The organism is Klebsiella sp. 10 (assembly GCF_018223925.1).
In the GTDB taxonomy this organism is placed as follows: Bacteria; Pseudomonadota; Gammaproteobacteria; order Enterobacterales; family Enterobacteriaceae; genus Klebsiella; species Klebsiella pneumoniae.
In genome coordinates, this window is the sequence record NZ_JAGRRB010000012.1 from 1 (window position 1) to 15,833 (window position 15,833).

Annotated in this window: 15 protein-coding genes, 1 tRNA gene and 3 rRNA genes; 6 read left to right on the forward strand and 13 right to left on the reverse strand. The window is 55.0% G+C overall.

The genetic code is table 11. The features are described 5' to 3' along the window. From KHQ26_RS13430 to rrf (KHQ26_RS13445), 4 genes are all read left to right on the forward strand, one after another. Positions 1-110, forward strand: a 23S ribosomal RNA gene (locus KHQ26_RS13430); the annotation flags it as partial. Between the two features lie 96 nt (positions 111-206). Then, a 5S ribosomal RNA gene (gene rrf, locus KHQ26_RS13435) occupies positions 207-322 on the forward strand. Between the two features lie 14 nt (positions 323-336). Beyond that, positions 337-412, forward strand: a tRNA-Thr gene (locus KHQ26_RS13440). Positions 413-450: 38 nt separating this feature from the next. Further along, positions 451-566, forward strand: a 5S ribosomal RNA gene (gene rrf / locus KHQ26_RS13445). A gap of 408 nt (positions 567-974) precedes the next feature. On the opposite strand, the gene KHQ26_RS13450 is transcribed toward rrf (KHQ26_RS13445), so the two are convergent. From KHQ26_RS13450 to KHQ26_RS13460, 3 genes are all read right to left on the reverse strand, one after another. Then, positions 975-1,196 carry a membrane protein gene (locus tag KHQ26_RS13450; RefSeq protein ID WP_002919103.1) on the reverse strand — a complete coding sequence of 74 codons (222 nt, stop codon included), beginning with the start codon at positions 1,194-1,196 and terminating at the stop codon, positions 975-977. A 292-nt stretch (positions 1,197-1,488) separates the two neighbouring features. Further along, positions 1,489-4,599, reverse strand: coding sequence for an efflux RND transporter permease subunit (locus KHQ26_RS13455; RefSeq protein WP_004174089.1), 3,111 nt, complete (start codon positions 4,597-4,599; stop codon positions 1,489-1,491). A 12-nt stretch (positions 4,600-4,611) separates the two neighbouring features. Further along, positions 4,612-5,751 carry an efflux RND transporter periplasmic adaptor subunit gene (locus KHQ26_RS13460; protein WP_020804355.1) on the reverse strand — a complete coding sequence of 380 codons (1,140 nt, stop codon included), beginning with the start codon at positions 5,749-5,751 and terminating at the stop codon, positions 4,612-4,614. A gap of 378 nt (positions 5,752-6,129) precedes the next feature. Here KHQ26_RS13460 and envR point away from each other — a divergent pair, with 378 nt between their 5' ends. Then, complete coding sequence (gene envR, locus KHQ26_RS13465; RefSeq protein WP_020804353.1) at positions 6,130-6,783, forward strand: acrEF/envCD operon transcriptional regulator; 654 nt, start codon at positions 6,130-6,132, stop codon at positions 6,781-6,783. Between the two features lie 84 nt (positions 6,784-6,867). Here the strand turns inward: envR and fis are convergent, their stop codons facing one another. From fis to msrP, 10 genes are all read right to left on the reverse strand, one after another. Next, entirely contained in the window at positions 6,868-7,164 is a 297-nt protein-coding gene (gene fis / locus KHQ26_RS13470) for a DNA-binding transcriptional regulator Fis (protein ID WP_000462905.1), read from the reverse strand. A 24-nt stretch (positions 7,165-7,188) separates the two neighbouring features. After that, the gene (dusB, locus tag KHQ26_RS13475; protein WP_004144972.1) at positions 7,189-8,154 is read right to left on the reverse strand and encodes a tRNA dihydrouridine synthase DusB; all 966 of its coding nucleotides are present in this window, start codon (positions 8,152-8,154) and stop codon (positions 7,189-7,191) included. Positions 8,155-8,511: 357 nt separating this feature from the next. Beyond that, positions 8,512-9,393 carry a 50S ribosomal protein L11 methyltransferase gene (gene prmA, locus KHQ26_RS13480; RefSeq protein WP_002918745.1) on the reverse strand — a complete coding sequence of 294 codons (882 nt, stop codon included), beginning with the start codon at positions 9,391-9,393 and terminating at the stop codon, positions 8,512-8,514. Positions 9,394-9,404: 11 nt separating this feature from the next. Further along, positions 9,405-10,856: a sodium/pantothenate symporter gene (gene panF / locus KHQ26_RS13485; protein ID WP_004188394.1), complete on the reverse strand. Its 1,452-nt coding sequence runs from the start codon at positions 10,854-10,856 to the stop codon at positions 9,405-9,407. Next, complete coding sequence (locus KHQ26_RS13490) at positions 10,846-11,088, reverse strand: YhdT family protein (RefSeq protein WP_002918740.1); 243 nt, start codon at positions 11,086-11,088, stop codon at positions 10,846-10,848. Before KHQ26_RS13490 ends, panF begins: the two co-directional genes overlap by 11 nt. A 110-nt stretch (positions 11,089-11,198) precedes the next feature. Further along, entirely contained in the window at positions 11,199-12,548 is a 1,350-nt protein-coding gene (accC, locus tag KHQ26_RS13495; protein WP_004174096.1) for an acetyl-CoA carboxylase biotin carboxylase subunit, read from the reverse strand. 10 nt (positions 12,549-12,558) lie between these two features. After that, positions 12,559-13,026, reverse strand: a complete 468-nt coding sequence (gene accB, locus KHQ26_RS13500) for an acetyl-CoA carboxylase biotin carboxyl carrier protein (protein ID WP_002918736.1) — start codon at positions 13,024-13,026, stop codon at positions 12,559-12,561. A 22-nt stretch (positions 13,027-13,048) separates the two neighbouring features. Then, positions 13,049-13,501 carry a type II 3-dehydroquinate dehydratase gene (gene aroQ / locus KHQ26_RS13505; RefSeq protein WP_004174104.1) on the reverse strand — a complete coding sequence of 151 codons (453 nt, stop codon included), beginning with the start codon at positions 13,499-13,501 and terminating at the stop codon, positions 13,049-13,051. A 223-nt stretch (positions 13,502-13,724) separates the two neighbouring features. Next, positions 13,725-14,333 carry a protein-methionine-sulfoxide reductase heme-binding subunit MsrQ gene (gene msrQ / locus KHQ26_RS13510; protein ID WP_020804354.1) on the reverse strand — a complete coding sequence of 203 codons (609 nt, stop codon included), beginning with the start codon at positions 14,331-14,333 and terminating at the stop codon, positions 13,725-13,727. Beyond that, entirely contained in the window at positions 14,333-15,334 is a 1,002-nt protein-coding gene (gene msrP / locus KHQ26_RS13515) for a protein-methionine-sulfoxide reductase catalytic subunit MsrP (RefSeq protein WP_004174108.1), read from the reverse strand. Before msrP ends, msrQ begins: the two co-directional genes overlap by 1 nt. A 228-nt stretch (positions 15,335-15,562) precedes the next feature. Between msrP and KHQ26_RS13520 the strand changes: the two genes are divergently transcribed. Next, a complete protein-coding gene (locus KHQ26_RS13520; RefSeq protein WP_002918687.1) occupies positions 15,563-15,754 on the forward strand; it encodes a hypothetical protein in 192 nt (63 codons plus the stop codon). Positions 15,755-15,833: the final 79 nt, after the last annotated feature.

Sequence of the window (15,833 nt, forward strand, 5' to 3'; positions counted from 1 at the left end):
CTTTAAGTCTCCTGAAGGAACGTTAAAGACGATGACGTTGATAGGCCGGGTGTGTAAGCGCAGCGATGCGTTGAGCTAACCGGTACTAATGAACCGTGAGGCTTAACCTTACAACGCCGAAGATGTTTTGGCGGATTGAGAGAATTTTCAGCTCTGATACAGATTAATCGATACGTTGGTGAGACGTGTTGATAAAACAGAATTTGCCTGGCGGCACTAGCGCGGTGGTCCCACCTGACCCCATGCCGAACTCAGAAGTGAAACGCCGTAGCGCCGATGGTAGTGTGGGGTCTCCCCATGTGAGAGTAGGGAACTGCCAGGCATCAAATTTAGCGTGCTGATATGGCTCAGTTGGTAGAGCGCACCCTTGGTAAGGGTGAGGTCCCCAGTTCGACTCTGGGTATCAGCACCACTTTTTAGGTTAAAGTTCGGCACGTTGTAAAGAATTTGCCTGGCGACAATAGCGCGGCGGTCCCACCTGACCCCATGCCGAACTCAGAAGTGAAACGTCGTAGCGCCGATGGTAGTGTGGGGTCTCCCCATGTGAGAGTAGGGAATCGCCAGGCATCAAATAAAGCAAAAGGCCCAGTCGAAAGACTGGGCCTTTTGCTTTTGTGTTATCTGTTGTTTGCCGATGAGCTTCTTTGCTGCCCAGGGAAAATCTAACTGGCATCGATATGAACATTGCGCAGCAACGGCCCGGAGAGAGGGAAAGGACGTTCGCCATCATTGCTCACCATCAGAGTAAAGGCCCGCTCTTCGACCGGGCCTTTGGTGTTTGTTGGTTCTGAACCCTGAATCTGAAAAGTTTGCCGATAGCGATGGACGACTCATTGCCAGCGGTCCCTGGCAACAACAACGGCTAAGAAAGCTGGCGAACTATCGTCAGGAAGAACCTGAATGATCGCTTACTTTGGGGAATGGAGTGGAGCAGATACAGGGGATACACCTGTATCTGCGGTTGGGGAAGCGATCTAGCGGGTCAGAGCAACGATCCCTAACGTGAGGCCGGCTACCGCGGCCGCACCCCCGGCGATTGCGCCTGCGGTTTCCCAGTTGTCTTCTGTTGTGCCTTTCATACAGGTATTGGTATGGACTAAGCGGCCTTGCGAGTCATAAACCGGTACGCAGGGAGAGTCATGGGCACAGCCTGCCAGCAGAGAGGCCAGCAGCGCCACGATTAAATACTTTTTCATGATATTACCTCTGGATAATCCGCTGGGTTGTACTGAAAGCCAGTGCAGAACGGAATGGCTTATTTTATCACCGCGAATTGTCCGGGCCGGAGGCCGAAATCATCTCAATATATGAGCCGCGTAAATATCGTGAAGATAAGCGCGGGAATATGCAGAAAAGATGGAGAGAAAGATTGTGATTCAGCGATGCTGCGTGCGATGGCGGTTGCCAGACTGCGGCGCGTTTAGCTGGCTGCCAATATTGCATGCGAAAAAAAGCGCCCGCAAGGGGCGCCTTCAAGACATAGCCGAGTTATTCAGCGTGCCGGGTAAAGCGTCGTCTAACGACCACGAAGAACACCGGAACAAAGAAGATCGCCAGCAGCGTCGCGGTCAGCATCCCGCCCATCACGCCGGTGCCAACCGCATTCTGCGCCCCGCTGCCGGCACCATGGCTAATCACCAGCGGCATGACCCCGAGAATAAAGGCCAGAGAGGTCATCAGAATAGGCCGCAGGCGCATCCGCGATGCCTCCAGCGTGGCCTCAATGATCCCTTTCCCTTCTTTCTCCATCAGATCCTTGGCGAACTCGACGATCAGGATCGCATTCTTGGCCGACAAACCGATCGTGGTCAAGAGTCCGACCTGGAAGTAAACGTCATTATTCAGCCCACGCAGCGTGGCGGCTAACAGCGCGCCAATGACCCCTAGCGGAACCACTAACATGACTGAGAAGGGGATCGACCAGCTCTCATACAGCGCCGCCAGACACAGGAAGACGACGATCAGCGAGATGGCATAGAGCGCAGGCGCCTGGTTGCCGGAGAGCCGTTCCTGGTAAGACATCCCGGTCCAGTCATAACCGATGCCGCTCGGCAGTTTACTGGCCAGCGTTTCCATCAGCGCCATGGCTTCCCCGGTACTTTTGCCTGGCGAAGCTTCACCGAGGATCTCCATAGATGGCAACCCATTGTAGCGCTCCAGGCGCGGCGAGCCATATATCCAGCGTGAAGTGACAAAGGCGGAGAACGGCACCATTTCGCCGTTGGCGCTGCGAACATACATGTTGTTAATGTCGCTCGGCAGCATACGGAAGTGGGCATCAGCCTGAACGTACACTTTTTTCACGCGGCCGCGGTCAATAAAGTCATTGACGTAGTATCCGCCCAGCGCGGCTGATATCGTTTCATTGATATCAGAGAGTGATACGCCCAGCGCCTGCGCTTTTTCCTGATCGACATCCAGTTTGAACTGAGGGGTATCTTCCAGCCCATTAGGGCGTACCCGAACCAGCTGATCCGGATGCTGTTTCACCATGCCCAGCAATTGATTGCGCGCCTGGGTCAGAGCGGTATGACCGAGTCCGCCCTGGTCGATCAGTTCAAAGTCGAAGCCGGTGGCGGTACCCAGCTCAATAATGGCTGGCATGTTGAACGGGAAAACCATGGCGTCTTTGATCTGGCTAAAGGCTACGGTGGCCCGCTTGATGATGGACTCCACGCTGTTTTTATCGCCGCTGCGTGCTTCCCAGGGCTTCAGGCTGACAAACGCCATACCGGAGTTTTGTCCCTGGCCGCTGAAGCTGAAGCCGTTAACGGTAAAGACGCTTTCGACGTTGGCCTTCTCGTTATGCAGGTAGTAGTCTGTCACCGTATCCAGGACCTTCTGCGTGCGCTCCTGGGTAGCACCGGACGGCAGCTGGATCATGGTCAGGAAGACGCCCTGGTCTTCGTCGGGCAGAAAGGACGTGGGCAAGCGCATGAACAGCACGGCCATCCCCACGACGATCAGCAGGTAGATCACCAGATAACGGCCAGTTCCACGTAAAATACCGCTGACGCTGTTGGTATAGTGGTTAACGCTCTGGTCGAAGCGGGCGTTAAACCAGCCGAAAAATCCTTTTTTCTCATGGTGTTCAGCTGAGGCTGGCTTCAACAACGTGGCGCAGAGCGCCGGCGTCAGTACCAGCGCAACCAGCACGGAGAGCGCCATGGCGGAGACGATGGTGATTGAAAACTGACGATAAATCGCGCCGGTTGAGCCGCCGAAAAAGGCCATCGGGACAAATACTGCGGAGAGCACCATGGCGATACCCACCAGCGCTCCCTGGATCTGCGACATAGATTTTTCCGTCGCTTCTTTTGGCGAGAGCTTCTCCTCAACCATCACACGTTCGACGTTTTCCACTACTACGATAGCGTCATCGACCAGCAGACCTATCGCCAACACCATGCCAAACATTGTCAGCGTGTTGATGGAGTAGCCAAACATCGACAATACCGCGAAGGTTCCCAACAGCACCACGGGTACGGCAATGGTTGGAATGAGCGTTGCGCGCATGTTCTGCAGGAACAGATACATGACAAGAAAGACGAGAATAATTGCTTCAAAAAGCGTTTTGACCACTTCGTGAATGGAGATTTTGACGAAAGGGGTCGTATCATACGGATAAACCACCTTCATCCCCTGAGGGAAGTAGGGCTGCAGCTCGGCCAGCTTCGCTTTAATCGCGGTGGCGGTATCCAGGGCGTTGGCGCCGGTCGCAAGCTTAATACCCAGACCAGAGGCAGGTTTACCGTTAATTCTGGCGACAACGTTATAGTTCTCTCCCCCCAGCTCAATGCGGGCGACGTCTTTCAGATGGACGACAGAGCCATCGGCATTGACCCGCAGCGTGACCTTGCCAAACTCCTGCGGATCTTTGAGCCGCGTCTGAGCGATGATTGACGCGTTCAACTGTTGGCCTTTCAGCGCTGGCGTACCGCCGAGCTGACCCGCGGCGATCTGATCGTTCTGGACCTGCAGCGCATTGATGACGTCCACCGGCGTCAGGTTGTATTTATTCAGCAGGTTGCCATCCAGCCAGACGCGCATGGCGTATTGCGCGCCGAACAGCTGCACATCGCCCACGCCGTTGAGGCGGCTAATAGGATCTTTGACATTGGAGGCGACATAGTCAGAGATATCGTCCTGGGTGGTGGTCGGGTTATCAGAGATAAAGCCGGCGACCAACAGGAAGCTGCTACTGGATTTCTCGACGCTAATCCCCTGCTGCTGTACTTCCTGGGGCAGCAGCGGCGTGGCCAGCTGCAGTTTGTTTTGCACCTGTACCTGGGCAATATCGGGATCGGTACCCGATTTAAAGGTGAGCGTAATGGTTACCGAACCGGCAGAGTCGCTGGTCGACGACATATACATCAGGTTGTCGATGCCGTTCATATTCTGCTCGATAACCTGGGTGACGGTATCCTGTACGGTCTGGGCATCTGCACCGGGGTAGGTGGCGGAGATCGCTACCGCAGGAGGGGCGATTGTCGGGTACTGAGCTATCGGCAGCTGCAGGATGGCCAGGCCGCCGGCAATCATCATAATGATAGCCAGCACCCAGGCGAAGACCGGTCGATGAATAAAAAACTTAGACATGGCTGGGTATCCTTATTGCACGGCCGGCGCCGCACGCTCCGCTTCCGCTTTGACAGTGACGCCTGGACGGACTTTCTGTAAGCCGCTGACAATCACTTTATCGCCCGGCTTCAGCCCACTGGTGATAAGCCACTTATCGCCAACGGCCTGAGTCGCGACCACTTCCCGGGTTTCAACCTGGTTTTTGTCATTCACCAGCATCACAGAGGCATCACCACGCGGCGTGCGGGTCACCCCTTGCTGCGGTACCAGGATAGCCTGCGGATCGACGCCTTCGTCTATGCGGGCGCGGACGAACATCCCCGGCAGCAGGACATGCTGCGGGTTAGGGAAGATAGCGCGCAGAGTAATTGAGCCCGTACTTTCATCAACAGTGACGTCAGAAAACTGCAGTGAACCTTTGAGCGGATAGGCCTGGCCGTTCTCCATGACCAGCTCAACGCTTTTGGTATCACCGCCGCGCTGCAGGCTTTCCTGCTTAAGGCGCATGAAGTCATTACTGGACTCCGTCACGTCAACATAGATGGGATCGAGCTGCTGGACGGTAGCCAGGGCATCCGACTGGCCGTTGGTGACCAGCGCCCCTTCGGTGACGCTCGATTTACCGATGCGCCCGCTAATGGGGGAGGTTACTTTGGTGTAGGCCAGGTTGATACGGGCCGTTTCCACGGCAGCTTTGGTGGCGATGACATCGGCATCGGCCTGGCGGGCGGTGGCCACTGCCTGATCGTATTCCTGCTGGCTGATATATTTAGTACCCAGCAGTGGAACGTAGCGTTTCACCGTCAAATGGGCGATAGCGGCCGCGGCTTCGGCTTTGGCCTCATCGCCTTTGGCGCTGTTCCACGCCGCCTGGTAGGTCGCCGGATCGATCTGATAGAGCGACTGGCCTGCTTCGACATCACTTCCTTCAACAAAGTTACGCTTCAGAATGATACCGCTCACCTGGGGGCGGACTTCCGCTACGCGAAAAGCAGAGGTTCGGCCCGGCAGTTCGGTGGTGACTGATAGCGGCGCGCTGTTGACGACATGGACCGTCACCTGCGGCGCCCGCGCATGGGGTTGCTGGTTGTCAGAATTATCGCAACCGGTTAGCAATAAGGCCGAGATAATTAAACCGGATAAAAGTGTCACTCTGGCGTGAGTCGTCATGGCGGTTCCTTATAGATTACGTACCCAATCAGGCGGCGAATCTGTGAAAGAAAGAGGGAATCAAAAAGCAGTTTGCCATCCTACAAATAAACGCTGTTGGATGTAAGAGATACTTATTTTTAAGCAGTCAGCAAGGCACGCAAAAACAAAAAAATGGTCACTGTAGTATTGCGATTTATCGCAATTGTAAAAGTTGATAAATAGACATTATTTCAGTGAATGTATTTTCCGGTGATATTCACTTGAATAATTAATTCTCTTTTTGCATCAGGATTAACTTGTCTGCATTTTTGCTAAATAATACTTCATGGCAAATGCTAGATTAATTCTAATTAAGAATATCCTATATTATCTGCTTATCGGGAAGTGGGGCCTTGTATGGCAAGAAAAACAAAAGAAGAGGCGCAGCGCACGCGGCAGCTCCTGATTGAGTCCGCAATCCAGCAGTTCGCCCTGCGCGGAGTAACCAACACCACCCTGACGGATATCGCCGATGCGGCGGGAGTGACTCGCGGCGCGGTGTACTGGCATTTTGCCAGTAAGACGGAGCTGTTTAATGAAATGTGGCAGCAGCAGCCGCCGCTTAGAGATTTGATTCAGCCCAGTCAGGCCATAGAGTACGAACAGGAGCCGTTAAATGCTTTACGCGAGCGGTTTATTGCAGGCCTGCGCTATATTGCTACGAATCCTCGACAGCGCGCTCTGATGCAAATTCTTTATCAGCGCTGTGAGTTTTCCAGTGATATGCTTTCGGAATACGAAATTCGCCAACGTATTGGTTTTAATTATTCACTCATTGGCGGCATCCTGCAGTGCTGCGTGCGTAACAATATATTGCCAGCCGAAACAAACATTGAGATGATATTAATTGTTTTACACAGTGCTTTTTCCGGGCTGATTAAAAACTGGCTGCTCGATCCGCAACGCTTCGATCTTTATCAGCAGGCGCCTGCGCTGGTGGATAATATAATGGCGGTGGTCTGTGCTGCGCGTTTATCCGGAGGGCCTGCGCTACGGCTGGTGAATCAGTAATGAGGTCTGTTGGCGCAGATAATAAAAAAGGCGCTTCCCCATGCCGAAGAGCGCCTTTTATATCAAGCAAGCAACTGACTAGTATCAGTTCATGCCGTATTTTTTCAGTTTTTTACGCAGCGTACCGCGGTTGATGCCCATCATCAGAGCAGCGCGGGTCTGGTTACCACGGGTGTATTGCATCACCATGTCCAACAGGGGCTGTTCAACTTCAGCCAGTACCAGCTCATACAGGTCATTCACATCCTGACCGTTCAGTTGAGCAAAATAGTTCTTCAGTGCCTGTTTAACCGAGTCACGCAGGGGCTTTTGAGTTACCTGATCCTGAGAGTTAACGGTAGAAACGGTCAGTACGTCAGAATTTACGCGTTGTTCGAACATAGTTCTGTCAGCTCTTTATTTCTATTACGCAAAATTTTCGAAGTATGCCTCCAACGCCTCCAGCTGTTCGCTGGCATCCTCAATGGCGTTGAATGTGCGCCGAAACTGGTCATCTGGAGCATGTTCCTGAAGATACCAGGAGACGTGTTTACGCGCGATTCGGTACCCTTTTGCCTGACCATAAAAGTCATGCAACTCCCGAACGTGCGCACAAAGCAAGCGCTTCACCTCTGCCAGCGGCAGTGGGGGCAGCAGCTCTCCAGTGTCCAGATAATGCTGGATTTCCCGAAAGATCCAGGGTCTTCCCTGAGCTGCACGGCCTATCATCAGGGCATCAGCCCCTGTATAGTCGAGCACAGCTCTGGCTTTAAGCGGGTCAGTAATGTCGCCATTCGCGATAATCGGAATGGAAACTTTCTGCTTAACTGCCCGAATACTGTCGTACTCAGCGTCTCCGTTAAACAAGCAGGCGCGGGTGCGTCCGTGAATAGTCAGAGCCTGAATGCCACACTCTTCGGCCAGTTGGGCAATCTCTACGCAGTTACGGTGTTCCGGTTCCCAACCGGTGCGAATCTTGAGAGTCACAGGAACGTCCACCGCGTTAACGACCGCCGTCAGGATCGACTTCACCTGGTCGGGGTACTGCAAGAGGGCTGAACCTGCAAGCTTGCGATTCACCTTTTTCGCCGGGCATCCCATATTGATATCAATAATCTGGGCGCCGCTTTCCACGTTAATCCGCGCGGCGGCAGCCATCTCTTCCGGCACGCTACCGGCGATTTGCACGGTACGAATACCGGGCTCATCGATATGCACCATCCGTAAACGGGACTTGTCGCTCTCCCACACCTGTGGGTTAGAAGACATCATCTCGGAAACGGTTAAACCCGCTCCCATCTCGTAGCACAGCGTCCGGAATGGTCTGTCAGTAATGCCAGCCATGGGCGCTGCGATCAGGCGATTTCTGAGCTGGTGGTGTCCGATGCGCATGAGTTAAGAAATGACCATACTGTGACTGCAAGGCGGCGTATATTACGCATTTTTTGCACGAGATGAAAGGCCAAACTTTGAGCAATCCTCTGTTGCAGATCAATGAATCCGGGACTAGCGTAAAAGGGATGAATAAATACTTATATTAATCATTGATTTAATGGATGGTGGATAATTTGTGTCCATTTATAAAATCATAAAACTTCTCGATTTTTCTTGGATAAACTGGCCGTATGGCGATATAAAACGCTGTTTTTGTAGCCAAAAAAGTGCTCTGTAGTGCGATCTGCCTCTCATTTCCTGGCATTATTTGGTGGCTACTGGAAACAAAAATGCGGCCCGTAGGCCGCATCGCGCTTAGTTTTTCCGGCCGGTAATCCGGCACCACTCTTCCTTCTCGACCACCGGGTCAAGGGCGAAGAGATCGGCATAGGCTTCACAGACGCTCTCCGCCTGGCTGGCAAGGATGCCGGAAAGCCCCAGCAAACCGCCTGAAACGGGCAGGACGCTGATTAATGGCGCCAGCTCACGCAGCGGGCCTGCCAGGATATTCGCGACCACCACGTCGGCTTTCATCGACTCCGGTTGGTCCTGAGGAAGATAGAGCTCCAGGCGTTCAGAAACGCCGTTACGCTGCGCGTTATCACGACTGGCCTGAATAGCCTGCGGGTCGATATCAATCCCGATTGCTTTTGCCGCCCCCAGCTTCAGTGCGGCAATCGCCAGGATGCCGGAGCCGCAGCCGAAATCAATCACCGTTTTTCCGTTGAGGTCGAGTCCATCCAGCCACTGCAGACACAGGGATGTCGTCGGATGCGTACCGGTGCCAAAGGCCAGACCCGGATCGAGCATCACGTTGACGGCATTTTCATCCGGAACATCGCGCCAGCTTGGGCAGATCCATAGCCGCTCCCCGAAGCGCATGGGGTGGAAGTTATCCATCCATTCCCGTTCCCAGTCTTTATCTTCCAGCTGCTCGATCTTATGCGCGAACCCGGCGCCCAGCAGCGGATGCTGCTCCAGTTGGGCAACGACCGCTTTCATATCGGTTTCAGCATCGAACAGGCCGATTACGTCGGTATCCCCCCACAGGCGGGTTTCCCCGGGCAATGGCTCAAATACCGGCGTATCGTGCGTATCCTGGAAGGTGATCGAGACCGATCCGGCCTCCATCAGCGCATCGCTAAGATCTTCAGCGTTCGCGCCGGTGGTATTTAGTTTCAGTTGGATCCATGGCATAGCAAAACTCTTTATTTATCAGTAGTCAAAATGGGGGACTGTGGGGCGGGACGACCGAAACGGTTCCCCGCCACAAACGCCAGCAAACTCAGCAGCAGCGCGGGAACGATCGGGTGAAAGCCCAGAAACTGCACTTTCAGCGTGGCCAGTACGGCATACAGGACGCCGCCTACGATCATCGCGCTCAGCGCGCCAGCCGCGTTGGCGCGTTCCCAGTAAAGGCCCAGCACCAGCGGCCACAGGAAGACGGCTTCCAGGCCGCCGAAGGCCAGCAGGTTCAGCCAGATTATCATCTCCGGCGGCCGCCAGGCCGCGAGCAGCAACAAGACCCCCAGCAGGAGCGTGATGCCGGCGGACATGCGTTTAAGCCGCTTTTCGTTAGTCGCCTGATCCGGCCGCCAGTTCAGGTACAGATCTTTGATGATCGTAGCGGAACTTTGCAGAAGTTGGGCATTGATCGTCGACATAATCGCCGCCATCGGCGCGGCAAGGAAGATCCCGGCGGCAAAGGGCGGAAGCACTTTAACCATCAGCGTCGGGATCACCAGATCCGGCACGGTTAAATCGGGGATCACCGCCCGGCCTAATGCCCCAGCCAGATGCATGCCAAACATCAGGATCGCCACCACGATGGTGCCGATAATGATGCCGCGATGCACGGCTTTGCTGTCTTTGTAGGAGATACAGCGCACTGCGGTATGTGGCAGACCAATAACGCCGAAGCAGACCAGCACCCAAAACGAGGCCATAAAGGTTGGCGAGAGGATATCCTCCGCGCCCTGCGGGGACACCAGCTTGACGTCGATCGACTGCAGCGTCTCTACCGCATGGCCAACCCCCCCGGCGGCGTGGATCACGCCCACCAGCAGCACGATCGTGCCGATCAGCATTACCATGCCCTGCATCGTGTCGTTGAGCACGCTGGCGCGAAAGCCGCCATAGGCGGTATACAGCGCGATGCTGACCCCGAAGATCAGCAGGCCGGTATCGTAAGGAATACCGGCAGCCGTCTCCAGCAGGCGGGCGCCGCCGATAAACTGGACGGTCATGGCGCCGACAAAGGCCACCAGCAGACTCAGGCTGGCCAGCCAGACCAGCAGGCGACTCTGATAGCGAGCAAACAGCATGTCATTGAGGGTGACAGCATTATAGCGACGCGCAAGGATGGCGAATTTTTTCCCCAGCACGCCCAGCGACAGCCAGATGGCGGGGAGCTGGATCATCGCCAGCAGCACCCAGCCCAGGCCGTATTTATAGGCGGCGCCGGGTCCGCCGATAAATGAGCTGGCGCTGATATAGGTGGCGGTTAGCGTCATGGCCAGCACGAAGCCGCCCATCGAGCGGCTGCCGAGAAAGTACTCATTAAGAAAGCTACCTGAGGCGCGTTTTCTCATGGCGTAGAGGGATAAACCGAACACCACCACCAGGTAGGCGATCAGGGGAATAATGACCTCAAACTGCATCATCGTCCTCCAGAGAAATATCGCGGAAAATCAGTTTGACCATCGCCCAGCACAGCAGAATGAACAGCAGCGGTACCAGCAGGCAGGCCATTTCAAACCAGTGTGGCAGGCCGGTAAAGCCAATAGCCACCCCCGGCAAATAGGCGGCGGCCAGCCAGGCGGCAAGGTAGAGAAGGGTCAGCCACAGCGCCCAGCGCGCTTCTTTGTGGGCCTGAACAAAGCGTTTGTCCATTTTTTGTCCCTTGAGGATGAAGAAAGCGGGGATTGTACCGCATGGTATAGATGAGGAGAGAGAAAAAGAAAAAAGGCCGGTTTACCCGGCCTTTTGCTGAGAGAGCAGAATTATTTTTCCTGCAAGCCGAGTTTTTTCTCCAGATAGTGGATATTGGTGCCACCATGCTGGAAATTCTCGTCGCTCATAATGCGCATCTGCAGATCGACGTTGGTTTTGATGCCATCGATGATCAGCTCCTGCAGCGCATTCTTCATGCGGGCAATCGCCACGTCACGGCTTTCGCCGTAGCAGATCAGTTTACCGATCATGGAGTCATAGTACGGCGGTACGGTGTAACCGGCGTAAATATGTGACTCCCAGCGCACGCCAAAGCCACCCGGCGCGTGGAAACGGGTGATTTTGCCCGGGCTCGGCAGGAAGGTGTTCGGGTCTTCGGCGTTGATACGGCATTCCACCGCATGGCCGCGAACCACCACTTCATCCTGCTTGATGGACAGCGGCTGGCCGGCTGCGATACGCAGCTGCTCTTTGATCAGGTCAACGCCGGTGATCATTTCAGTTACCGGATGCTCTACCTGGATACGGGTGTTCATTTCAATGAAGTAGAACTCGCCGTTTTCGAACAGGAACTCAAAGGTACCCGCCCCGCGGTAGCCGATATCCACACAGGCTTTAGCGCAACGCTCGCCGATGTAGCGACGCAGTTCCGGGGTGATGCCCGGCGCCGGCGCTTCTTCGACCACTTTCTGATGACGGCGCTGCATGGAGCAGTCGCGTTCAGCCAGATAGATAGCGTTACCCTGACCATCCGCCAGCACCTGAATTTCAATGTGGCGTGGGTTTTCCAGGTATTTCTCCATGTAGACCATGTCGTTGTTGAAAGCCGCTTTGGCTTCCGCTTTGGTCATGGAGATGGATTGCGCCAGTTCAGCGTCGCTACGTACAACGCGCATACCGCGACCGCCGCCGCCGCCGGAGGCTTTGATGATCACCGGGTAGCCGATGCGTTTGGCATGGGCGCGGTTAGCGTCCATGTCGTCGGTCAGCGGGCCGTCAGAACCTGGAACGGTCGGAACGCCAGCTTTCTTCATGGCGGTGATGGCGGACACTTTGTCGCCCATCAGGCGGATAGTGTCGGCTTTCGGGCCGATGAAGATGAAACCGGAGCGCTCAACCTGCTCAGCAAAATTAGCGTTCTCAGAGAGGAAGCCATAACCCGGGTGAATCGCTACCGCGCCAGTGATCTCAGCGGCGCTGATAATGGCCGGAATGTTCAGATAGCTTTTTACGGACGGAGCCGGACCGATGCAGACCGTCTCATCCGCTAACAATACGTGTTTTAGATCGCGATCCGCAGTGGAGTGCACAGCGACAGTCTTGATGCCCAATTCTTTACAGGCACGCAGGATGCGCAGTGCGATCTCGCCACGGTTAGCGATGACAATTTTATCCAGCATGTTCGCCTCGTTACTCGATAACTACCAGCGGCTCGTCGAATTCTACCGGTTGGCCGCTTTCGATCAGAATGGCTTTCACCACGCCGGCTTTGTCGGCTTCGATCTGGTTCATCATTTTCATCGCTTCGACGATGCACAGGGTGTCGCCCACGTTAACTTTCTGGCCAACTTCCACAAACGCTTTCGCGTCCGGGCTCGGCGTACGATAGAAAGTACCAACCATCGGGGAACGTACGATGTGACCACTGATTTCCGCTTTCGCCGGCGCTTCAGCCGCAGCAGCTGGTGCGGCAGTCGCGGCGGCAGGCGCCTGAGGCTGCATCATCGGCGCAGCATAAGCCTGCTGCATAACCGGATAGCTTGCGGCCGGTGCAGAGCGGCTGATGCGAACAGACTCTTCGCCTTCAGAAATTTCCAGTTCGGAGATACCTGATTCTTCAACCAGCTCGATCAGTTTTTTAATCTTACGAATATCCATGAGTGGGTTCCGTACTCTTTGTTTAGTGTGATTGTGACAGGCGTTTTACCGCCGTCTGTAAAGCGTATGAATAACCATCCGCCCCCAGCCCGCAAATGACGCCAGCGGCGACATCTGACAGATACGAGTGCTGGCGGAAGGGTTCGCGTGCATGCACATTGCTCAGGTGAATCTCGATAAACGGGATGTTCACGGCGAGCAAAGCGTCACGGATTGCTACGCTGGTATGCGTGAACGCGGCCGGATTAATCAGGATATAGTCCACGTTGTCTTTAGCCTGATGAATTCGGTCGATTAACGCATGCTCCGCGTTGGACTGCAGGTGATCCAGACTCACATTCAGCGCCGCCGCTTCAGATGTTAAACGGTTAACAATTTCAGCCAGCGTGAGAGGGCCATACTTCTCAGGCTCGCGGGTACCGAGCATGTTAATGTTTGGACCATTCAAAAGCAAAATGTGAAACTTCACTGCCATTGTGTGGCGATCTCCTGCCATTTTCGGGTAAAAAACAACATATACCTTCAATGCGCCCTTGTCACCTTTTCAGGGTCAGAAAACCCCGTCAGGAAAACCAAAGTCGCACATTATAACGATTTCGTAGCAATTGGCAGCTAAATACTGGTCTTATCAGGGAAGATTATCAACCGCTATCTGAAAAAGAGTCGCGGTTGATAAAGGATCTGCGGGAAACTGCACATTACCGGATTGCGCGCCACCACTGGCGGAACTTCTTGTAACGCCATGTCAATAGCCCCGCTGCCAGCAGGGCATATATAACGGGCTGCGGCGAGACGATCTTCACTGACCACAGGTAGTGTATCGGCGCGAGGATCGCCACCAGATAGACGAAGTTGTGTAAAAGTTGCCAGCGACGCCCCAGTTTTCGCTGCATCGCTTGCGTGGAGGTCACCGCCAGCGCCAGCAGAATCGCCCAGCTGATCATGCCCAATGTCAGATAGGGGCGGGTGATAATCTCCGAGCCCAGCAGAGCCAGATTGTTAATGCCCAGCTCCAGTAGGGTATAGCTGGTCAGGTGTAGCGTCGCCCAGGCAAAACACCATAAACCTAACAGCCGACGAACGCGAATCAATAATGGCTGCTTCGCATAGCGCGCCAGCGGAGAGACCAGCAGCGTCGCCAGCAGAAACTTAAGCGCCATTCTGCCGGTAAAGTGCTGGATATCCTTGGCTGGATCGGCGCTAAAGTAGCCCTGGTGCCCGGCCCAGAATAACCAGACCAGCGGCAAAAACCCCGCAAGGTGAAGTGAAACCTTCAGCCAGACGATCTGTTTGACGGTGAAACGCACTAGAAGTTCTCCCGCAGATTCATGCCGCGATACAGCGACGCCACTTCGTCGGCATAGCCATTAAACAGCAACGTCGGTTGACGCTTCACATCGAGCACGCCGCCGGCGCCGATAAACCGCTCGCTAGCCTGCGACCAGCGGGGGTGATCGACGTGCGGATTGACGTTGGCGAAGAAGCCGTATTCGTCCGGCGCCGCCAGGTTCCAGGTGGTTGGCGGCCGCTCGCGGGTCAGCTCGATACTAACAATGGATTTTATGCCTTTAAAACCGTACTTCCACGGCACGGTCAGGCGGACCGGCGCGCCGTTTTGCGGCGGCAGCGCTTTGCCATACACCCCGACGGTGAGTAGCGTCAGCGGGTGCATCGCTTCATCCAGCCGTAGCCCCTCCACGTAAGGGTAAGCGAGCCCCCCGCCGATAAACCGGTCTTTCTGGCCGGGCATTTGATCCGGAGCATAGAGGGTTTTGAAGGCCACATAGCGCGCGCTGCTGGTGGGCTCCACCAGCGCCAGCAGTTTATGCAGCGGGAAGCCGACCCAGGGGACCACCATCGACCAGGCTTCCACACAGCGCATACGATAAATGCGCTCTTCCAGCGGGAAGCGTTTGGTCAGATCGTCATGGTCAAGGGTCAGAGGTTTCGCCACTTCGCCACCGATGGTGAGCGTCCAGGGATCGGTGCGCAGGCTACCCGCGTTCGCCGCCGGATCGGCTTTATCGAGGCCGAATTCATAAAAATTATTGTAACCGGCGACCTTATCTTCTGGGGTAAGCGTCAGATTAGCCTGCCACTCGGCGGGTTTAGCAAACTCCAGGGCCTTGCCCGCTGGCGCTGGTGGGCGGTCGTGGCCTTTAAACCAGTCCAGCAGGTCGGCCTGCGCGGCGGCGGGAAGGGAAAGCGCGGTCGCGCTGATACCCAGCATTTTCAGCACCTGGCGCCGCTTGAGCATAAAAACGGATTCGGCCGTGACGTCGGCTTCCGTCAGTTTTTTTCTTTTCATGGTGTCCTCCGTCATGCGTTTTCCTAAGCATGACGGAGACGGCGATGAATGGCGAATATGTCACGAAAAATTGCACATTAGGATGAGGAGCCGCCGCCGAAGCTGAGGCGCGGTCGTCCAGGAATCATCGGAAAGTGGCGCAAGACGTTTCCTTTGCCGCGCATGACCCGGCATCTTTAGCAGGGAAAAGGGGGCGGCAAGCAGGCCAAACGGTAAACCGGTAATAATTTGCGTCGCTGGCGCGGGTTTGCCATCCTGCGTCTAAAATTAAAGCGCTTCTGGCGCAGGCCGCAGGCGGGCGACGATTGGCAAATTTTTTCTGCAAACTATACTCGCTATCGGCATACTTTTACCGATAATACGCATTCCATTGCCAGACTCGCCATCTTTGATAGTATGCGTCGCGCTTTAAAAGGTTAATGCTTGCGGCAAGGCGCGCGCCGGCACGGGAGCCTGATGGTTCATCGGGTAGTCATTCACTCGCGGAGTTAACACAGGG

Excerpts from the sequence above, each read along its gene's own strand:
- prmA (WP_002918745.1), bottom strand. The coding sequence starts at position 9,393 with ATGCCATGGATCCAACTGAAACTAAATACCACCGGCGCGAACGCTGAA.
- panF (WP_004188394.1), bottom strand. The coding sequence starts at position 10,856 with ATGCAGTTTGAGGTCATTATTCCCCTGATCGCCTACCTGGTGGTGGTG.
- accC (WP_004174096.1), bottom strand. The coding sequence starts at position 12,548 with ATGCTGGATAAAATTGTCATCGCTAACCGTGGCGAGATCGCACTGCGC.
- aroQ (WP_004174104.1), bottom strand. The coding sequence starts at position 13,501 with ATGGCAGTGAAGTTTCACATTTTGCTTTTGAATGGTCCAAACATTAAC.
- accB (WP_002918736.1), bottom strand. The coding sequence starts at position 13,026 with ATGGATATTCGTAAGATTAAAAAACTGATCGAGCTGGTTGAAGAATCA.
- KHQ26_RS13455 (WP_004174089.1), bottom strand. The coding sequence starts at position 4,599 with ATGTCTAAGTTTTTTATTCATCGACCGGTCTTCGCCTGGGTGCTGGCT.
- dusB (WP_004144972.1), bottom strand. The coding sequence starts at position 8,154 with ATGCGCATCGGACACCACCAGCTCAGAAATCGCCTGATCGCAGCGCCC.
- KHQ26_RS13490 (WP_002918740.1), bottom strand. The coding sequence starts at position 11,088 with ATGGACAAACGCTTTGTTCAGGCCCACAAAGAAGCGCGCTGGGCGCTG.
- envR (WP_020804353.1), top strand. The coding sequence starts at position 6,130 with ATGGCAAGAAAAACAAAAGAAGAGGCGCAGCGCACGCGGCAGCTCCTG.
- KHQ26_RS13450 (WP_002919103.1), bottom strand. The coding sequence starts at position 1,196 with ATGAAAAAGTATTTAATCGTGGCGCTGCTGGCCTCTCTGCTGGCAGGC.
- fis (WP_000462905.1), bottom strand. The coding sequence starts at position 7,164 with ATGTTCGAACAACGCGTAAATTCTGACGTACTGACCGTTTCTACCGTT.
- KHQ26_RS13460 (WP_020804355.1), bottom strand. The coding sequence starts at position 5,751 with ATGACGACTCACGCCAGAGTGACACTTTTATCCGGTTTAATTATCTCG.
- msrP (WP_004174108.1), bottom strand. The coding sequence starts at position 15,334 with ATGAAAAGAAAAAAACTGACGGAAGCCGACGTCACGGCCGAATCCGTT.